This window comes from Paenibacillus sp. FSL M7-0802 (assembly GCF_038004945.1).
Taxonomy (GTDB): Bacteria; Bacillota; Bacilli; order Paenibacillales; family Paenibacillaceae; genus Paenibacillus; species Paenibacillus polymyxa_B.
Genome location: NZ_JBBOSD010000001.1, coordinates 2445795 through 2462092, shown reverse-complemented (window position 1 = coordinate 2462092; position 16298 = coordinate 2445795). Strand labels below are relative to the sequence as shown.

13 protein-coding genes are annotated in these 16298 nt (G+C 46.0%); 10 read left to right on the top strand and 3 right to left on the bottom strand.

Annotated elements, in window-relative coordinates:
• The first annotated feature begins 89 nt into the window (after positions 1-89).
• From MHB54_RS11525 to MHB54_RS11505, 5 genes are all read left to right on the top strand, one after another.
• Positions 90-647 (top strand): GNAT family N-acetyltransferase, encoded by a 558-nt coding sequence (locus tag MHB54_RS11525; protein WP_071559472.1) that lies wholly within the window; start codon positions 90-92, stop codon positions 645-647.
• A gap of 271 nt (positions 648-918) precedes the next feature.
• Positions 919-3591 (top strand): pyruvate, phosphate dikinase, encoded by a 2673-nt coding sequence (gene ppdK, locus MHB54_RS11520; protein ID WP_053324425.1) that lies wholly within the window; start codon positions 919-921, stop codon positions 3589-3591.
• 218 nt (positions 3592-3809) lie between these two features.
• Positions 3810-5108: an ABC transporter substrate-binding protein gene (locus MHB54_RS11515; protein ID WP_319640918.1), complete on the top strand. Its 1299-nt coding sequence runs from the start codon at positions 3810-3812 to the stop codon at positions 5106-5108.
• A gap of 414 nt (positions 5109-5522) precedes the next feature.
• Complete coding sequence (locus tag MHB54_RS11510; protein WP_023986584.1) at positions 5523-6251, top strand: LytR/AlgR family response regulator transcription factor; 729 nt, start codon at positions 5523-5525, stop codon at positions 6249-6251.
• Between the two features lie 433 nt (positions 6252-6684).
• On the top strand, positions 6685-7788 hold the full coding sequence (locus MHB54_RS11505) for a hypothetical protein (RefSeq protein WP_023986585.1): 1104 nt from the start codon (positions 6685-6687) through the stop codon (positions 7786-7788).
• A 79-nt stretch (positions 7789-7867) separates the two neighbouring features.
• Here MHB54_RS11505 and MHB54_RS11500 read toward each other — a convergent pair whose 3' ends face one another.
• A complete protein-coding gene (locus tag MHB54_RS11500) occupies positions 7868-8704 on the bottom strand; it encodes a helix-turn-helix transcriptional regulator (RefSeq protein ID WP_023986586.1) in 837 nt (278 codons plus the stop codon).
• Positions 8705-8841: 137 nt separating this feature from the next.
• Between MHB54_RS11500 and MHB54_RS11495 the strand changes: the two genes are divergently transcribed.
• A complete protein-coding gene (locus MHB54_RS11495) occupies positions 8842-10128 on the top strand; it encodes a Gfo/Idh/MocA family protein (RefSeq protein ID WP_264454284.1) in 1287 nt (428 codons plus the stop codon).
• Positions 10129-10239: 111 nt separating this feature from the next.
• On the opposite strand, the gene MHB54_RS11490 is transcribed toward MHB54_RS11495, so the two are convergent.
• On the bottom strand, positions 10240-11076 hold the full coding sequence (locus MHB54_RS11490) for a carbonic anhydrase (protein ID WP_264454283.1): 837 nt from the start codon (positions 11074-11076) through the stop codon (positions 10240-10242).
• 217 nt (positions 11077-11293) lie between these two features.
• Here MHB54_RS11490 and adhP point away from each other — a divergent pair, with 217 nt between their 5' ends.
• Positions 11294-12310, top strand: coding sequence for an alcohol dehydrogenase AdhP (gene adhP / locus MHB54_RS11485; RefSeq protein ID WP_023986589.1), 1017 nt, complete (start codon positions 11294-11296; stop codon positions 12308-12310).
• Between the two features lie 76 nt (positions 12311-12386).
• On the opposite strand, the gene MHB54_RS11480 is transcribed toward adhP, so the two are convergent.
• Positions 12387-12752 (bottom strand): winged helix-turn-helix transcriptional regulator, encoded by a 366-nt coding sequence (locus MHB54_RS11480; protein ID WP_028541937.1) that lies wholly within the window; start codon positions 12750-12752, stop codon positions 12387-12389.
• Positions 12753-12939: 187 nt separating this feature from the next.
• On the opposite strand from MHB54_RS11480, the gene MHB54_RS11475 reads away from it, so the two are divergent.
• The 3 genes from MHB54_RS11475 (at position 12940) to MHB54_RS11465 (ending at position 16199) form a co-directional block, all read left to right on the top strand.
• Positions 12940-14136, top strand: a complete 1197-nt coding sequence (locus MHB54_RS11475; protein ID WP_028541938.1) for an MFS transporter — start codon at positions 12940-12942, stop codon at positions 14134-14136.
• 31 nt (positions 14137-14167) lie between these two features.
• The gene (locus MHB54_RS11470; protein ID WP_023986591.1) at positions 14168-15010 is read left to right on the top strand and encodes an aldo/keto reductase; all 843 of its coding nucleotides are present in this window, start codon (positions 14168-14170) and stop codon (positions 15008-15010) included.
• Positions 15011-15176: 166 nt separating this feature from the next.
• Positions 15177-16199: a LacI family DNA-binding transcriptional regulator gene (locus MHB54_RS11465; RefSeq protein ID WP_023986592.1), complete on the top strand. Its 1023-nt coding sequence runs from the start codon at positions 15177-15179 to the stop codon at positions 16197-16199.
• Positions 16200-16298: the final 99 nt, after the last annotated feature.

Below are 16298 nucleotides of genomic sequence, written 5' to 3'. Positions count from 1 at the left end.
GCTGTTGCAAAAAAGAACAGGTGAAGTCAGACGCTCATTTTTTATGCTATATTTTATACATAAGGAAAATTTGAGAGTTGAGGTGCAGCATGACATCAATGACTATTGTCAAATCATCCGTCACACCAGAATTAATGGCTTTTCAGGCAAGCACTGAAGATCAGGCTGAGGTTCAGGAGTTAATTTTAAAGACGGCCAGATGGCTGCACAGCAAAGGCTCCACGCAATGGGGCAACTTACTTAAAGGAAAAGATGATCACAACTTGGGCGGCGCTATTGCACGCGGAGAAGTGGTTATTTTCCGAGCATCGGAGGACCATAGCCTGGCAGGCGCAGTGATCTTGCAGCAGCAGCCCAGTGCATGGGACCGTAAGTTGTGGGGACTAGACGAAACGGATTCTGAAGGAGGAACCTCAGTATATCTGCATCGTTTGGTTGTGGATCGCGATAGCACCGGGAAGGGGCTAGGCCGTGAGCTGATGCAATGGATTGAACAAGGCATCCACTTCACAGGCAAGGATCGAATCCGTTTAGACTGTATTGCGGGAAATGACAAGCTTAGCGAGTTTTACACACAATGCGGTTATACGTATATAGGCGAAACGAACGGCTATAATATTTTTGAAAAGATGCTAACAGAGATGTAGAAAAATAAAATCTGAGCTGAGCAAAGGGACGTCTAGACAGATGTCCTTTTTGTTTTTTTAAGTCGTGTCATTCTATCCCGATATACGTCTAATTCCGAATTAAAGTGTTTTATAAATAAGTTTATTCATTAATTAAAACATCATAAATGAATGTTATAGGTATATATTACGTCATATATATTGAAATTTCCTCCTGATTTGTGTTACAACTTTAAATAGACATATAGATTAATTCAGGCATGTATCTCGATAAGTGGAGGGAATGAATTTAATGCTGAAAAGAGTGTACTCATTTAACGAAGGTAAGTTGGGGATGAAAGCGCTACTAGGAGGAAAAGGCGCTAATCTCGCGGAAATGACGACACTGGGTCTCCCGATCCCTCCCGGCTTCACGGTGACCACCGAGGCGTGCCGAGCCTACTTTGCTTCAGGCGGCAAGCTTCCGGAGGGCTTATTGGGGGAGATCGTAATCGCCCTGCACGACATTGAGGAAGCGCAGTCGGCTATATTCGGAGATACGGAGCGGCCTTTGCTGGTATCTGTCCGTTCAGGCTCGGTAACCTCAATGCCCGGTATGATGGATACGATTCTGAATCTGGGTCTGAATGATGAAACCGTGCGTGGATTGGCAGAACAGTCGAGAAATGAAACCTTCGCCTATGACTGTTACCGCAGATTTATTCAAATGTTCGGCGAGGTCGTGCTAGGGATAGACTCCATCCATTTTAATCAGCTTCAGGAGCAGAGCAAGCAAACTAACGGGCGTGTCAGTGACCAAGAGGTTAGCGCAGGAGAATGGAAGGAACTGATCGCAAATTATAAAGATCTTGTCGCAGAGCGGAGTGGACAGCCGTTTCCACAGGATGTGTATCAGCAACTGCAACTGGCGGTGGAGGCTGTATTCCGCAGTTGGAACAATATGCGTGCCAAGGTTTACCGGAAGGCTTTCGGCATTCCAGATGAACAAGGAACAGCAGTGAGCATTCAGGCCATGGTGTTTGGCAATCTCGGCAACGATAGCGGAACCGGAGTGCTCTTCACTCGCAATCCCTCCACAGGTGTGAAGGAACTGTACGGTGAGTATATGGTAAATGCTCAGGGAGAGGACGTCGTGGCAGGAATAAGAACGCCTAACCCTATTCCACAACTTTTGGAAGAGCTGCCGCTAGTCTATGATCGTCTGGAAGAGCTGGCCTCATTGCTGGAGTGTCATTACCGGGATATGCAGGATATCGAATTTACGATTGAAAAAGGCAATTTGTATCTGCTACAGACGCGCAGCGGCAAAAGAACGGCGCAGGCGGCTGTAAAAATAGCTGTGGATCTGGTGGAGGAAGGGATTATCAGCAAAGAGGAGGCTATCCAGCGGATCGAACCGTCCCACATGGACCAGCTGCTGCATCGCTCCATTGATACTTCCACACCGCTGGAGGCAATTACCCAAGGTTTGCCAGCCTCGCCTGGCGCAGCGAGTGGGCGTATTGTATTCGACGCGGATACGGCAGTGAACTGGACGAAGGATGGGCAAAAAGTCATCCTGGTCAGTGTGGAGACCTCACCCGATGATGTTCACGGAATCATTGCCGCCGAAGGGGTGCTGACGAGTCGAGGTGGGATGACCAGCCATGCTGCTGTGGTTGCAAGGGGCATGGGTAAACCCTGCATTTGCGGCTGTGACGCGCTGAGCATTGATCTGAGCAGTCGGAGCGTCAGTATCGGTACCCTGACCTTTCAGGAAGGGGAGGATATTTCACTCGATTCGACCACCGGACAGGTGTACCAAGGCAGTCTGTCGCTCAATGAGCCGGTTATTACACCGGAGTTACTGAAGCTGCTGGAGATTGCGGACGGCATTCGGACGTTGAAGGTCTACACTAATGCGGATACGCCACTCGACGCAGTCAAAGCCCGTGAATTTGGAGCCGAAGGCATCGGGCTATGTCGGACGGAGCATATGTTTTTCTCTGGCAATCGTCTACCTATCGTTCAGGCGATGATTTTGGCCGATGATCAGGAGGAGCGGATTCTTCATTTGAATCGTCTGCTCCAAATGCAACAATTTGACTTTGAGGCTATGTTCAGTGCGATGGACGGTTTACCGATGACGATTCGCCTGCTGGACCCGCCGTTACATGAGTTCCTGCCGAATCTGGAACAGCTTCAGGAGCGACATCGGGAGCTTGTGCTTTCCGGCGGCCATGCAGAGGAGCTCCAGCGTCTTAAAAGCACTATCTCCAAGGTTCATGAACTACGGGAAATTAACCCTATGCTGGGTCTGCGCGGTGTTCGGCTGGGCATTCTGTTTCCAGAGATATACGACATGCAGATTGAAGCGATCTTTAAGGCCGCGGAAGCGGCACTACGCAGGGGCGTGGATGTGAGACCGGGGATTATGATTCCGCTGGTCGGTCACTCCAATGAACTCAAGCAAATGAGGGAACTGGTTGATAAGGTAGCCGTTCAGGTGCTTAGCGAGGAATTTAAGTGGTTCAAGTATCGGGTGGGCACCATGATTGAGGTTCCAAGAGCAGCCCTGCTGGCAGATAGCGTGGCCCAGTACGCGGACTTTTTCTCCTTTGGAACCAATGATCTGACGCAAATGACCTTTGGTTACAGTCGAGATGATGCTGAAGGTAAATTCCTCGGCTCCTATATGGAAAAAAACATACTGGAAACGAACCCTTTTCAGGTGTTGGATCAGGATGGCGTAGGCAAGCTGATCGAATGGGCTGTTGTCAAAGGCAGGGCAAAAAAGCCTTTTCTGGAGACAGGTATCTGCGGCGAGCATGGCGGGGATAGTGAGTCTATTCTCTTTTGTCACCGCAGCGGACTGGACTATGTCAGTTGCTCACCGTACCGGGTGCCATTTGCCCGCATTGCCGCTGCCCAAGCAGCTTTGCTTGTCAGAGCGGAGCAACCTGAGGGATCGTTGTCCGCTTTGTAGCTTATTAGCATATTCAAGGCAGCCTTGCTTCAAAGGCTGCCTTGTTCGTTTTACAGCAACATTGATATGCAGATCTCGTCGAGAACAATAAATTTTATATAGAAATGAAAATGGGGATATCGTGTCTCGCCCTCCTACATATGATGATAGGGAAAGTTTTGTAAGCGTTTCAAAAAAAGAAGACATACAACCAAGTGAAGCTACAGGAGGCGGTTAAGGTGGACAATTACATGAGCTGGATAAAGATTGGATTTTTCCTCAGCGTTCTGTTTTTGCTTGCAGCGGCATGCAGTACCTCTCCCAAAATAAAGAACACAGACGGGCAAAAAGTGCGGCTTACGATACTGGCTTGGGGTAATCCTGCGGAGGTGAAGGTGTATCAGCGGGCGCTGGATGCATTTGAAAAGGAAAACCCATATATCGAGGTTAAGCTGGTGCCTGTGCCGGGAGACCAATATGAGCAAAAGCTGCTGACACAGCTTCAGGAAAGTCGCGGACCGGATGTGTTTTATGCGTATGAACCGACGATTGCGCGTTTGATCGGGGCGAAGCAGGTGCAGCCTTTGGGTGAGTTTTTAAATAGTGATGCGAGTGATGTGAAGGCTGAGGATTTTCCGGAAGGATTGTGGGGACCGGCAAAGCGTGACGGGGAAATCTATGGGGTCACTCCCGACTCCAACCCGATGGTCATGTATTACAACAAAAAGGTATTTAAGGAAGCAGGCGTGAAGACGCCGCAAGAATACTATGACGAAGGCAAGTGGAACTGGGATGCTTTTGAGGAGGTTACATCCAAGCTGAAGGCAGCTGGAAAGCAGGGTTATATTGCGGAAAACTGGTGGGCTCACTGGTATTCATGGGTGTGGTCGAATGGCGGTCAGATCTTTGATGAACAAGGCAAATATGTGCTGGACCACAATGAAAAGGGCAAGGAAGCCTTCAGTTTTATGTACGATATGGTGAAAAAGGGAAATGCGGTATATCTCGGCTCGTTTCCCAAAGGGCAAGGGGCTGACGCGATGTTCATGTCCAATCAAGTCGGCATGCTGGCGGCGGGAAGATGGCTGGAGCCCTTGTTTAGTCAAAATAAAAGCCTCGACTTCGATTATATCTACTGGCCATCCAATACCGGTAAGAATGAGCCCGTCGCCATTCCGGTTGCCTATGTAGCTGTAAACAAAAATAGTCCGCATGTGCAAGAGGCCATGAAGCTGGCAGCATTCTACGTCTCTGTGAAGGGGCAGGAGGCGCGGCTAGTTGAAGGCGGGAATGCCATGGGTACACTTGCTGCGGCAGATGAGAGCATTAAGAAAAAGGCGACAATTGAGCATTCAAGCTATTTGACTGAGGGATGTAACATAGGGCATGCTCATGGATCTGCACTGGCCTATGATGCTCAGGTGCCGGGGTTGAACTCGGATATCACGGAAACCATCGACCTGATGTTCCTGGGCAAGCAGGATGCTGCGGCAACCATTGAAAAGTTGAATCAGATCATATCCAAGGCGGTCAAGTAGGCACGGGATGGGCTGTGACCGGGGAGGAAGGTGACAAGATGCAGAAAAAGCATCAAGCGCTGTGGGGCTGCCTTTTCATTGGCCCCCAGCTTCTGGGTCTGTTAAGCTTTTGTTAAAAATTGTTTTCCAGGTTCTGATTAGTTACCCCTTAAAAAGTCAGAGTTTCGCCTTAAAAACAAGCAAGGAATTCGAGTCGCCCATGTAGAAGTTGTTGTTGTCGAGGGAAAAAAGATTCCAAATAAGTCGTCTCGTGCTACGCCGTATTATGAAGGAAACCCGTCTGAAGATGAATTGCCCGTCCCCGTCATAGAATCACATATCAAGCAATTCGGTAAAGCGCCGCAGGCTGTAGCCACCGACCATAAATTTTCAACACTTGTATCTTAACTGTACAAATGAAGGAAGTGGTATGCCGTGAAGGTCGTAATTTGTGAAGACGAATGTTATTGGCGCGATGCGTTAAAAGCGTCTATATCTCGGTGGGCTTTAAATAAAAATATAGAGCTGCAATGTGCTGATTTTTATTCGTCCCAGAAATTAATTCAATATCTTAATGCTCACATAGATATAGACGTAGTTTTGCTCGATATTTCGCTAAGTAGTGAAGAAGATATTGATGGGATGACTACAGCAAAGCATATCCGAAAAATGGGCAATCGGGTACCTATCATTTTTGTTACTGTTGATTCTGCTCGTGCTATTGACGGATATTTAGTGGAAGCAATGGGCTTCTTGAAAAAACCTATTGACGAGAAGCGACTTTCGCTATTTTTGGATAGAGTAGTGAAGCAAAAAAAACCGGAGCGAGTGTTCACTATCATAGCAGAGTCCACCATAAATAGTGTTCGTCAAAGTGATATAGTTTTTGTGGAAGTGAATAATCATACGATAATCTATCATACAACAAAAGAGGAAATCTATCTTAGAGGAACCTTAAACAAAGTGATGCAGTTATTAGGCTGTGAAAATTTTATCCAGATACATAGGTCGTATGTAATTGCAAAATCTAAAATCTACAGAGTAAAAATAACTTATCCATATTCCGTCGATATTTTTAATGGTCATGAGATTACCAATCTCCCTGTGAGCAGGAATTATATTACTAACCTGCTTGAGGTATATTCAGATGATGTATTGCAGTGAATATTATAAATACAGTATGCTTTCTTGAAGTCTTTTGAACGAAATGTAGCGTCGTACTGATACCCTTGGCGTAATCAGTCCTATCATCAGAAAGGCATGCCCAAATTAATGAAGGGTGCCGCGAAACAGCTAATTTACAGCTGGTTTGCGACACCCTCTTTTAGTTGTCCGGACGGAAATTTACTCGTATTTCATGCTGTTTACGACATCAACATACTATCTACGCCAGTCCATTGAAATTTCTTCTGTACTATTTAATAATCTAGACACAACAGAAGAAACGATTGACTCATATTCAAAACTACGAAAGGAGAATGCGAGTGATATAGACTTTTACGTTATGCATCTTAGAGATGATCATGTAGATGACTTCCTAGAACGAAGCTTACTAATTTTTTGAAAATAAGTATCTCAATCGTGAAAGGAGTACATTATGAAATTTGTCAGAAAAAGTGTTAGTTTTATTTTGGCAATACTGCTCATGTACAGTGTTTCAGTAGTTCCCTCTTTCGCGGCAAGTGAAACAACGTCGCAAGCGGCTAAGGAAGAGACGAAGAAGGCAGAAATTCAATCCATGTCCTCCATACCGTATTCTGCAATGGATACTCAAAAATTTGAAAATCTAGATGAAATATCTCCGGACGAAGCGAAAAAGATTTCCACAGATTCAACCCAGAGCAGAACCGTTAAACCGCAAAGCGCATGGGGTATCTCTGAACCTGTATTTGTAGGAGATGGCACTCTCAGTGATTCATTTGATAGCTACGCGGTTTCTCTCACTGCAAAGCAGCTATCATTCCTAAAGCTGGATTCCAGCAATCCAAATCTGTTGGCTATTCTGTACAATGTCAATGCCAACGGCTCGTTAGGCAGTTCTACTGGATGGGGTGTTAAAGCAAACGGAGGTCAAGCATACATTAATATCCCGGCAGGTAAATATGCGATTGTAATTGGTTCTGCGACAGGTGAAGAAAAAGGCAGCTATAAATTGATGTGGAATGCTTCTAATCCATCGGGTGCCTCTGCCATTATCAATTGTACAGCTGACCTTTCCAGAGTCGTATTGTATTATGATCTTTCAACGATCCGCAGCAACGGAGATAATATCTTAACGGGACTCAATTGGGAAAACCACGAAACCTGGTATACCCCAAATGGGTATTCCGCTAGAGATATGAGCATTTCAGTAGCTGAAGTAAAGGGCGTATATTTGGGGTCGTTCTCCAGTAGTGCACCCTATTCTGCTCCAAATGCATTACTGATTGAAATCAATAAGGGGTCATGGCTGTATAGTAACAGCTATTATCGTAATGTAAAAGGAGATGTAACCCATATTATGGATTACACCGATCCTTCGGGTCTTCAAACTCCGAGAACCTTTGGAACAGGGGAAGCCGATTTTTCGTATGGTCCTAATTACATCGTTATTAATTTGGACACATTCCAGGTTTGCGAGTTCTTAAGTCCATTCAATTATTTTTATACTTCAGATGGTGGCCGCACCTATTCGCTTACCAAGCTACAAAAAATATCTTAAATCGAAATCTTCATTATTGTCTAAAAGCAAATTATTGAAGGCATCACCTTGATGGGAGTTAAGGAGTAGGGGCATTCCTCTACTCCTTTTTGTATTTTTTTCGGTACTGTAGCGGGGTGTGCCCGGTAAGATGCTTGAATACACGACCAAAGTGAGCAATGCTGTCAAAGCCCGTTTTTTCAGCAATGGAGGTTACTTTCCAGCTCGTTTCTCTCAAATACGCACGAGCCTGCTGCACCCGCACATCCTGAAGATATTCTACTAAAGTAAAACCTGTTGTCTGCTTGAAAATACGGCACAAATACGTGCTGCTAATATAAAAATGCTCAGCCAGCTGATCTAGCGACAGGCTCTCGTCATAATGAACATGCAGGTATGCAATGACCGAGTACACGCGCTGCTGCTTTTCGCTACGTTCCGGTGCAATGGTATCGGCAGTGGCCGATTGTATGCGCCGGATGCGGATAAGGAGCTGGAGTAGCAAGCTTTGGAGATATAGTTGGCGGTAGGCATGTTCTTGGTGGTATTCATCTAGCATTTGCCGGAATAGATGCTCCAGCTCGCATTGTTCTTCCGCGGAGGGACGAAGCAGAAAGCTTTTTTCTGGCAGAAGAAGCTGGTTCTGATCGCTGGAGGGAGAGACATTCATTGACGAGGCTGCAAATTCTTCATCAAAGTTAATCAAAATCCGTTCATGGCTACCACTACCCTTGTTACTCGTACGGTGAAAATCATGTTTGCTGATCCAAATCAGATCGCCCTTCTGGAGCGCGTATACCCGCTGATTAATGTAGTAGTAGCGCTCTCCTGCCAGCAAATAATAGATTTCGTGCGCTTGGTGGACATGGTCGGCAGACATGCTGAATGGCACCTTCCGCAGTGCTTGCTCGATGGCAAAACGGGGTGTAGCGATCATATCGATAGTCTCCTTTAATAAAAAATGCATAAGGATAATATATGTACACTTTACGGGAAAAATCATAATAAAAGCGAAGATTTTGCTCTTTCTTATACTATAAAATAAAAGCAATTCATGTAAAGGGTGTGAACCAATTGGCTAAAATCAAATATGCACTTGTGGGTACTGGAGGAAGAGCCGAATTTTTTTACGGTGAAGTTGTTACCGTTTTCAAAGATACCTCGGAGCTGATCGCGTTCTGTGACGTCAATCAGACGAGAATGGATTATGCCAATCGGCTGTTGCAGGAGAAATACGAGCATGAGCCGATTCCGACCTATAAAGCTCACGAGTTTGATCGGATGATCGCGGAGACGAAGCCAGATATCGTCATTGTCACGACCATTGACCGGGTGCATCATCGGTATATTATCCGGGCGATGGAGCTGGGCTGTGATGTCATTTCCGAGAAGCCGATGACGGTGGATGAAGATAAATGCCAAGACATTTTGGATGCCATAGATCGCACGGGACGGAAACTGCGCGTCACCTTTAACTACCGCTATGCGCCACATAATACGAAAATCCGTGAGCTGATCATGGACGGGACGCTCGGAGAGGTGCTGTCAGTCAATTTCGAATGGCTGCTGAATACACAGCATGGCGCGGATTATTTCCGTCGGTGGCACCGAGACAAGCGCAATAGCGGCGGTTTGCTGGTGCACAAGTCGACGCATCATTTTGATCTGATGAACTTCTGGCTTGGCTCAAAACCGGAGACGGTGTATGCGATGGGGGATCTGAAATTTTACGGACGGGAAAATGCGGAGCAGCGTGGCGTGACGGAGTTTTATCAACGGGCTTACGGCAGCAAGGCAGCGAAAAATGACCCCTTTGCGCTACATCTGGACCGTAACGAACATCTAAAAAGCATGTATCTGGATGCTGAGCATGAGGATGGCTATGTGCGGGATCAAAGCGTATTTGGCGACAATATCAGCATTGAAGATACGCTGAGTGTCATGGTGAAGTATCAGAACAAGACGGTGATGAACTATTCACTGAATGCTTACATGCCTTGGGAGGGCTTTATCATCGTATTTAACGGCACAAAGGGACGGATGGAGGTTCGGGTATCCGAGCAATCCTATGTTAATTCCGGCGGCAGCAAGGCAGATGAGGGTGCACTAAAAGAGAAGACCATCACCATCTATCCCCACTTTGCAGCACCTTATGAGGTCGAAGTGGAGGAAGGCCAGGGGGGGCATGGCGGAGGAGATCCAGTTATGCTGCGTGATATTTTTGATAAGCCGGCAGAGGATCGGTTTCATCGTGCGGCCTCACATATCGACGGTGCATGGTCCATTTTAACAGGCATCGCCGCCAACCGTTCTATGCGTACAGGTCAGCCAGTGAAGGTGGAGGAACTGGTGCGCTTGTAATGAGCAGTAAATTTAATACCGAAAAGCCCCCTCTAACTAGATGAATAGAGGGGGCTTTTGGGTTGTATTTATATATAGAATGCACCTTACATCTTACGGCACTTTATTTTATTATTTATCGGCAGTCAGTTCCCGGGTTCCCAGCTGTTGTACAGGGCGATGGTTATCGGGGAAAATGGCAGCAAACTGGTTGATTTGGTCTGCGGACATTTCAATAGGCTGCTCCAGCACTGTCCAATTGACATGTTCTGTGCATGGCGGGGTAGTCAGCGATCCGTTGTAACGAACGGAGTGCAGGTCTTTTGGCAGCAGCGTAGCGAGATTTATTTCTTCATCCAGAGCTGCTTCTTGGGAAATATCTTTCGGCAGTTTGGACCAGATGCGGTTGAAAGCCTTGTTATCTTTGCCACTTTGGATAAGGACCCCTAAGACTGCTGTGCTTCCGTTGTCGCTTTGATGGACAAAATGAAGCTCCATTTCAGCATTTTTACCATCTATTTGGTGTTCGCTCGGGTGATGAAAATGAAACTGCTTTAAAGTGAATTTAGTACCGTCCAGCACGATGTTATTGTTGGCATCGGCAACACTGATTTGCACAGTGTGCCCATTATTTAAAATGGATGCTTTCGTATTGGTGTAATGAACTTGCAGAGGTTGCTGCGTTTGCGATGCTTCAAGATGGGTATGCTCTATATTGACAGGAGATTGTTCGTGGCCGTTACCACAAGCAACAAAATCTTTTTCCAGCTCTCCCCAATGCTCGGGTCCCTCTTCTCCTGCATAGGACCAGTGTGGGCCTTTCTGAACAACTGCATGAGCGTTGTTAGCCGATGAGGATGAAGTGCTGGTGGTACTAGAAATGGCGGGCTGTGAATTGCATCCTGTTACCGACGCGACCAAGATAATGGCAAATATGCTGAACAGGCAACCTTTCCAGTTTTTTTTCATGTTTCTTTATCCTTCTTCCAAATAGAGTATGTGAAACTTTTTACATTGTAAATTATTGTACAAAGTTCCTACAAGGGTCCAAGGACTTAGAAAGAAGCGTTTTTCGATTAAATAGTTTTAAGTTAGATTTATATTTGTCCTTTTTGGGCAAAAATTACTATAATAATGAAGTGTGCATTACAAAATAATTCCATATCTAATTAAAGGAGAGATCTACATGAAAGCAGCAATTGTTACAAAAGACAAGAAAGTCAGTGTAGAAGAGAAACCTTTACGCTCCCTGAAGCATGGGGAAGCGTTAGTCCAAGTCGAATACTGTGGAGTTTGCCACACAGATTTACATGTGAAAAATGCAGATTTCGGTGATGTCACAGGCAGAGTTCTGGGGCATGAAGGTATTGGAAAAGTCATTGAATTAGGCGAAGGAGTAACCAGTCTTAAGATTGGTGATCGCGTAAGTATTGCCTGGATGTTCGAAAGCTGCGGTCACTGCGAATATTGCCTAACCGGGCGGGAAACGCTGTGTCGTGAAGTTAAAAATGCCGGATATACGGTAGACGGTGCAATGGCAGAGCAATGTATTGTCACAGCTGACTACGCGGTCAAAGTACCAGATAGTCTTGACCCTGCTGCTGCAAGTAGTGTAACTTGCGCAGGGGTTACAACATATAAAGCAGTTAAAGTAAGTGAAATCAAACCAGGACAATGGATCGGTATCTTCGGCATTGGCGGCTTGGGTAACCTGGCTGTGCAATACGCCAAAAATGTATTCAATGCTAAAGTTGTAGCCTTTGACATCAGTGATGAAAAACTAGAACTGGCTAAACAAATTGGTGCTGACTATATCGTTAACAGCATGAAAGAAGATCCGGTCGCCCGAGCTAAGGAGCTAACAAACGGTGCTGGTCTGGACGCAACCGTGGTTACTGCTGTTGCCAAAACACCTTTCAACCAGGCCATCGACGTTGTAAAGGCTGGCGCGCGTGTTGTAGCTGTAGGTCTTCCAACTGATAAGATGGATCTGGACATTCCACGTCTGGTTCTGGACGGCATTCAAGTTATTGGCTCCTTGGTCGGCACTCGTGAAGACCTTAAAGAAGCGTTCCAGTTCGCTGCAGAAGGTAAAGTCGTCCCTCTTGTACAAAAACGTCCGATCGAAGACATTAATGAGATCTTCGAGGAGATGGAGCAGGGCAAAATCCAAGGACGCATGGTCATCGATTTCACAAATTAAAATGATGTCCAATTCGTAACCCTTGGAATTCGGAGAGAGAAGCGCCTGCTGATGTATGCAGGCGCTCTTTTTGGCTTTACAGCTTATTCAGAATGTTATCTTCCAAAACCGTAGATTTATCCCCGTATTCTTTAATAATATGTCTTTCTCCCCAAGCACAAAGAGAATCTAAAATGCCTTTCAGACTACACCCATATTCACTAAGCTCGTACTCCACTTTGGGTGGAACCTGATTATAGCTAATCCGATTGACAATGCCGTCTTCCTCTAATTCACGAAGCTGCTGAGTCAGCATTTTTTGTGTTATGGAAGGCATCATCCGTTTTAATTCGCTTGTCCGCATCTTTCCATGTGTCAAATGACACAGAATCACGCATTTCCATTTCCCGCCGATCACCTCTAACGTCGCCTCAACAGAGATGTTGTATTTTTTCTTCCCCAATGCAGATCCCCCCATGTGTATCACTTCTGTTATACATACCTTAACAGCCTGTTTTAATCAAAAAGAACTTTATCTAGGGTACTTTTTAGTACCTATATCACTAAAAAGTACGTACTGTTCATATTTGCTTGAATAACTCATAATAACATCTGCTGGTCGAAGATTTCTATAGATAGGAGTGAAAAACATGTCGCCAGAATCAAAACGAAGTATCTGGCCATTACTGGCTCTAGCCGTAAGCGCCTTTGCGATTGGAACAACCGAGTTCATCAGCGTGGGACTACTTCCCCTGATTGCTGAAGACTTGCATATATCTGTAACGATGTCTGCACTAACTGTAACGCTATATGCATTAGGGGTTACCATCGGGGCACCTGTCTTGACTTCATTAACATCAAGTGTTCCCCGTAAAACGTTGCTGCTGTGGATCATGATTATATTTATTGCAGGTAATAGCCTCGCTGCGGTCTCTAGCGGAATAGCCTTGCTGCTGATTGCGCGTGTGATCTCAGCGTTCGCCCATGGGGTGTTCATGTCTATCGGTTCCACCATCGCGGCCGATCTTGTGCCGGATGATCGGCGAGCGAGTGCTATTTCCATTATGTTCTCCGGGTTGACCGTAGCCACAGTCACAGGTGTACCTTTGGGTACCTACATTGGGCAGCAATGGGGTTGGCGGGCTGCATTTATGGCGATTGTGGTCGTCGGTGTAGTGGCACTCATCGCCAATCTGATTCTGCTGCCATCTACGCTGCGCAAAGGGAACAAGACTCCTTTCCGCGAGCAGGTCAAACTGGTTACCAATGGTCGCTTGCTACTCGCATTTATCATTACAGCTTTGGGGTATGGAGGCACATTTGTGGTGTTTACTTATTTATCTCCATTACTTCACGACATAACCGGATTTCAACAAAGTACGGTAACGTTTATACTTTTGCTGTATGGAATTGCGATTGCCATCGGTAATGTCATTGGCGGAAAAGCAGCCAACCGCAAGCCGCTTTCAGCTTTGTTTTACATGTTTTTGATTCAAGCAGTGATCCTTTTTCTCCTGTTGTTCACGGCACCTTTTAAAACGGCAGGACTGATTACGATCTTCTTTATGGGATTGCTTGCGTTTATGAACGTGCCCGGGCTACAGGTATATGTAGTCATGTTGGCCGAAAGGTTTGCACCCAAAGCTGTCGATGTTGCCTCTGCTGTTAATATTGCAGCTTTCAACGCAGGGATAGCCATCGGAGCTTATCTAGGCGGGATTGTAACGGATTCACTCGGTCTCATTCATACGGCCTGGATCGGGAGCATTATGGTTTTCGTTGCGGTTTTGCTCACAGGCTGGAGTCGTATGCTCGAAAAAAGGGATACAACCACCATTACAGGTTAAAGCTTTTAAAAAATAGAGAGGAAGATACAAAATGACACAAAACTTACAAAGCACAACATTGTTAAACAACGGAGTTCACATGCCTTGGTTTGGCATTGGGGTATTTAAAGTGGAAGAAGGTTCGGAGCTGGTCGATGCTATAAAGGCTGCTGTAAAGCATGGCTACCGCAGTATAGATACAGCTGCAATCTATGCGAATGAAAGCAGTGTAGGGCAGGCTATTCAGGAAGCCCTTCAGGAAAATAATCTGTCCAGAGAAGATCTGTTCGTCACGTCCAAAGTGTGGAATGCAGATTTAGGCTATGAAGAGACACGAGCAGCTTATGAAGCCAGTCTGGACAAGCTGGGTCTGGAATATCTGGATCTATACCTGATTCATTGGCCAGTTCAAGGAAAGTATAAAGAAGCTTGGAGAGCGTTGGAATCCTTGTATAAAGAAGGACGGATTAAGGCGATTGGAGTCAGCAACTTCCAGATTCATCATTTGGAAGATCTCATGAAGGATGCTGAAATTAAGCCAATGATCAATCAAGTGGAGTTCCATCCACAATTAACCCAAGCCGAGCTGTTGCAATTCTGTCAAAAGAACGACATTCAAATGGAAGCCTGGTCCCCGTTAATGCAAGGCCAATTGCTCGATCATCCGGTACTGCAAGACATAGCGACCAAGTATGGCAAATCGGTGGCGCAAGTGATTTTACGCTGGGATGTGCAGCAGGGAGTTGTCACCATTCCCAAGTCTACCAAGGCGCATCGGATCGTCGAAAATGCCGACATTTTTGACTTCGAACTGACGCGCGAGGATATGGATCGAATTCAGGCGTTAAATGCCGATCTTCGAGTAGGTCCAGATCCGGATAACTTTGATTTTTAAAATTACGTTCATTATGATACGCCGTTTCCTTCTTCAGAAGGGACGGCGTTTTGTGCATGATGGGTCTGGAGCCACAGCAATCCAATCCCGCCATATGGTATTATAGGGTTATGTGAAAAGAGACGTTTTGGAAGCATATGAATATGAAAAATCTCCGGGGGACTTCATGAATAAGACGATTGCAGATATAGCCCAAATGGCTGGTGTATCCAAGAGCACGGTATCCCGTTTTTTGAACGGCGGGTCTGTCAGCGTGGATACGAAACGTAAAATTGAAAAAGTGGTTAAAGCCACGGGGTATGTGCCCAATGCCTTTGCCCAGAGTCTTAAGGCGAAGCGGACCAACATTATCGGCACCGTTGTGCCGCGTCTGGATTCTTTTGCGACATCCCATACGTTGATGGGGATTGATGAGGAGCTGCGTTCTCAGCATTATCAGATGCTGATCTCCAATACGAGCCAGGATGTACAGCGTGAAATTGAAGCTATTTATGAGCTGGGCCGACAAAAGATTTCGGGTATCATTTTGCTGGCTGCTCAAATCACAGACGACCATCTGACCGCGATTCGTGACATCGGTATTCCGGTGTTGCTGGTGGGCCAGCAGCACGAGCAGCTTCATAGCCTTATCCATGATGACTATCGTGCAGGATATGATATCGGCACGTACGTTTTGTCACAGGGACACCGCGAAATTGCCTACGTTGGTGTTACTGAAAAGGATGTTGCCGTCGGTGTGCAACGCAAGGAGGGCTTTAGGCAGGCTGTTCGCGATGCATTGCCTGCTGAGTCTCATACGGACGATGCGATGCGAGCAGCAGGGTATGATATCAGATACTATGAGACCGGATTTAAAATGTCCGATGCACGGATTGCTGCATCCGCCATTTTGGACCATTTCAAGCCATCGTTAATGGTGTGTGCTACGGATAATATCGCGCTGGGCGTAATCAATGCGGCTTATTCCAGAGGGATTGTCATCCCGTCGGATTTGTCGGTAACTGGCTTTGGGGGATACGATATTACGGAGGTCATTCACCCTGCCCTGACAACCGTTCAATATCCGTATATGGAGGCTGGACGTGTAGCAGCGCAAAATATTATGCGGCTGGTAGAACATAAATCGGTAGAAAAAGTGACGGTCATGAATTATTCCCTTATCGAAAGAGAAAGCGTTGACAAACGCTGAACAAGTGGATTATAATTTCTTCGAAACCGGTTCCATAGCATTCGGGCACAAATGGAATCGGTTGCAAATCCATGGATGAGTATATATTTTTAATCGCAA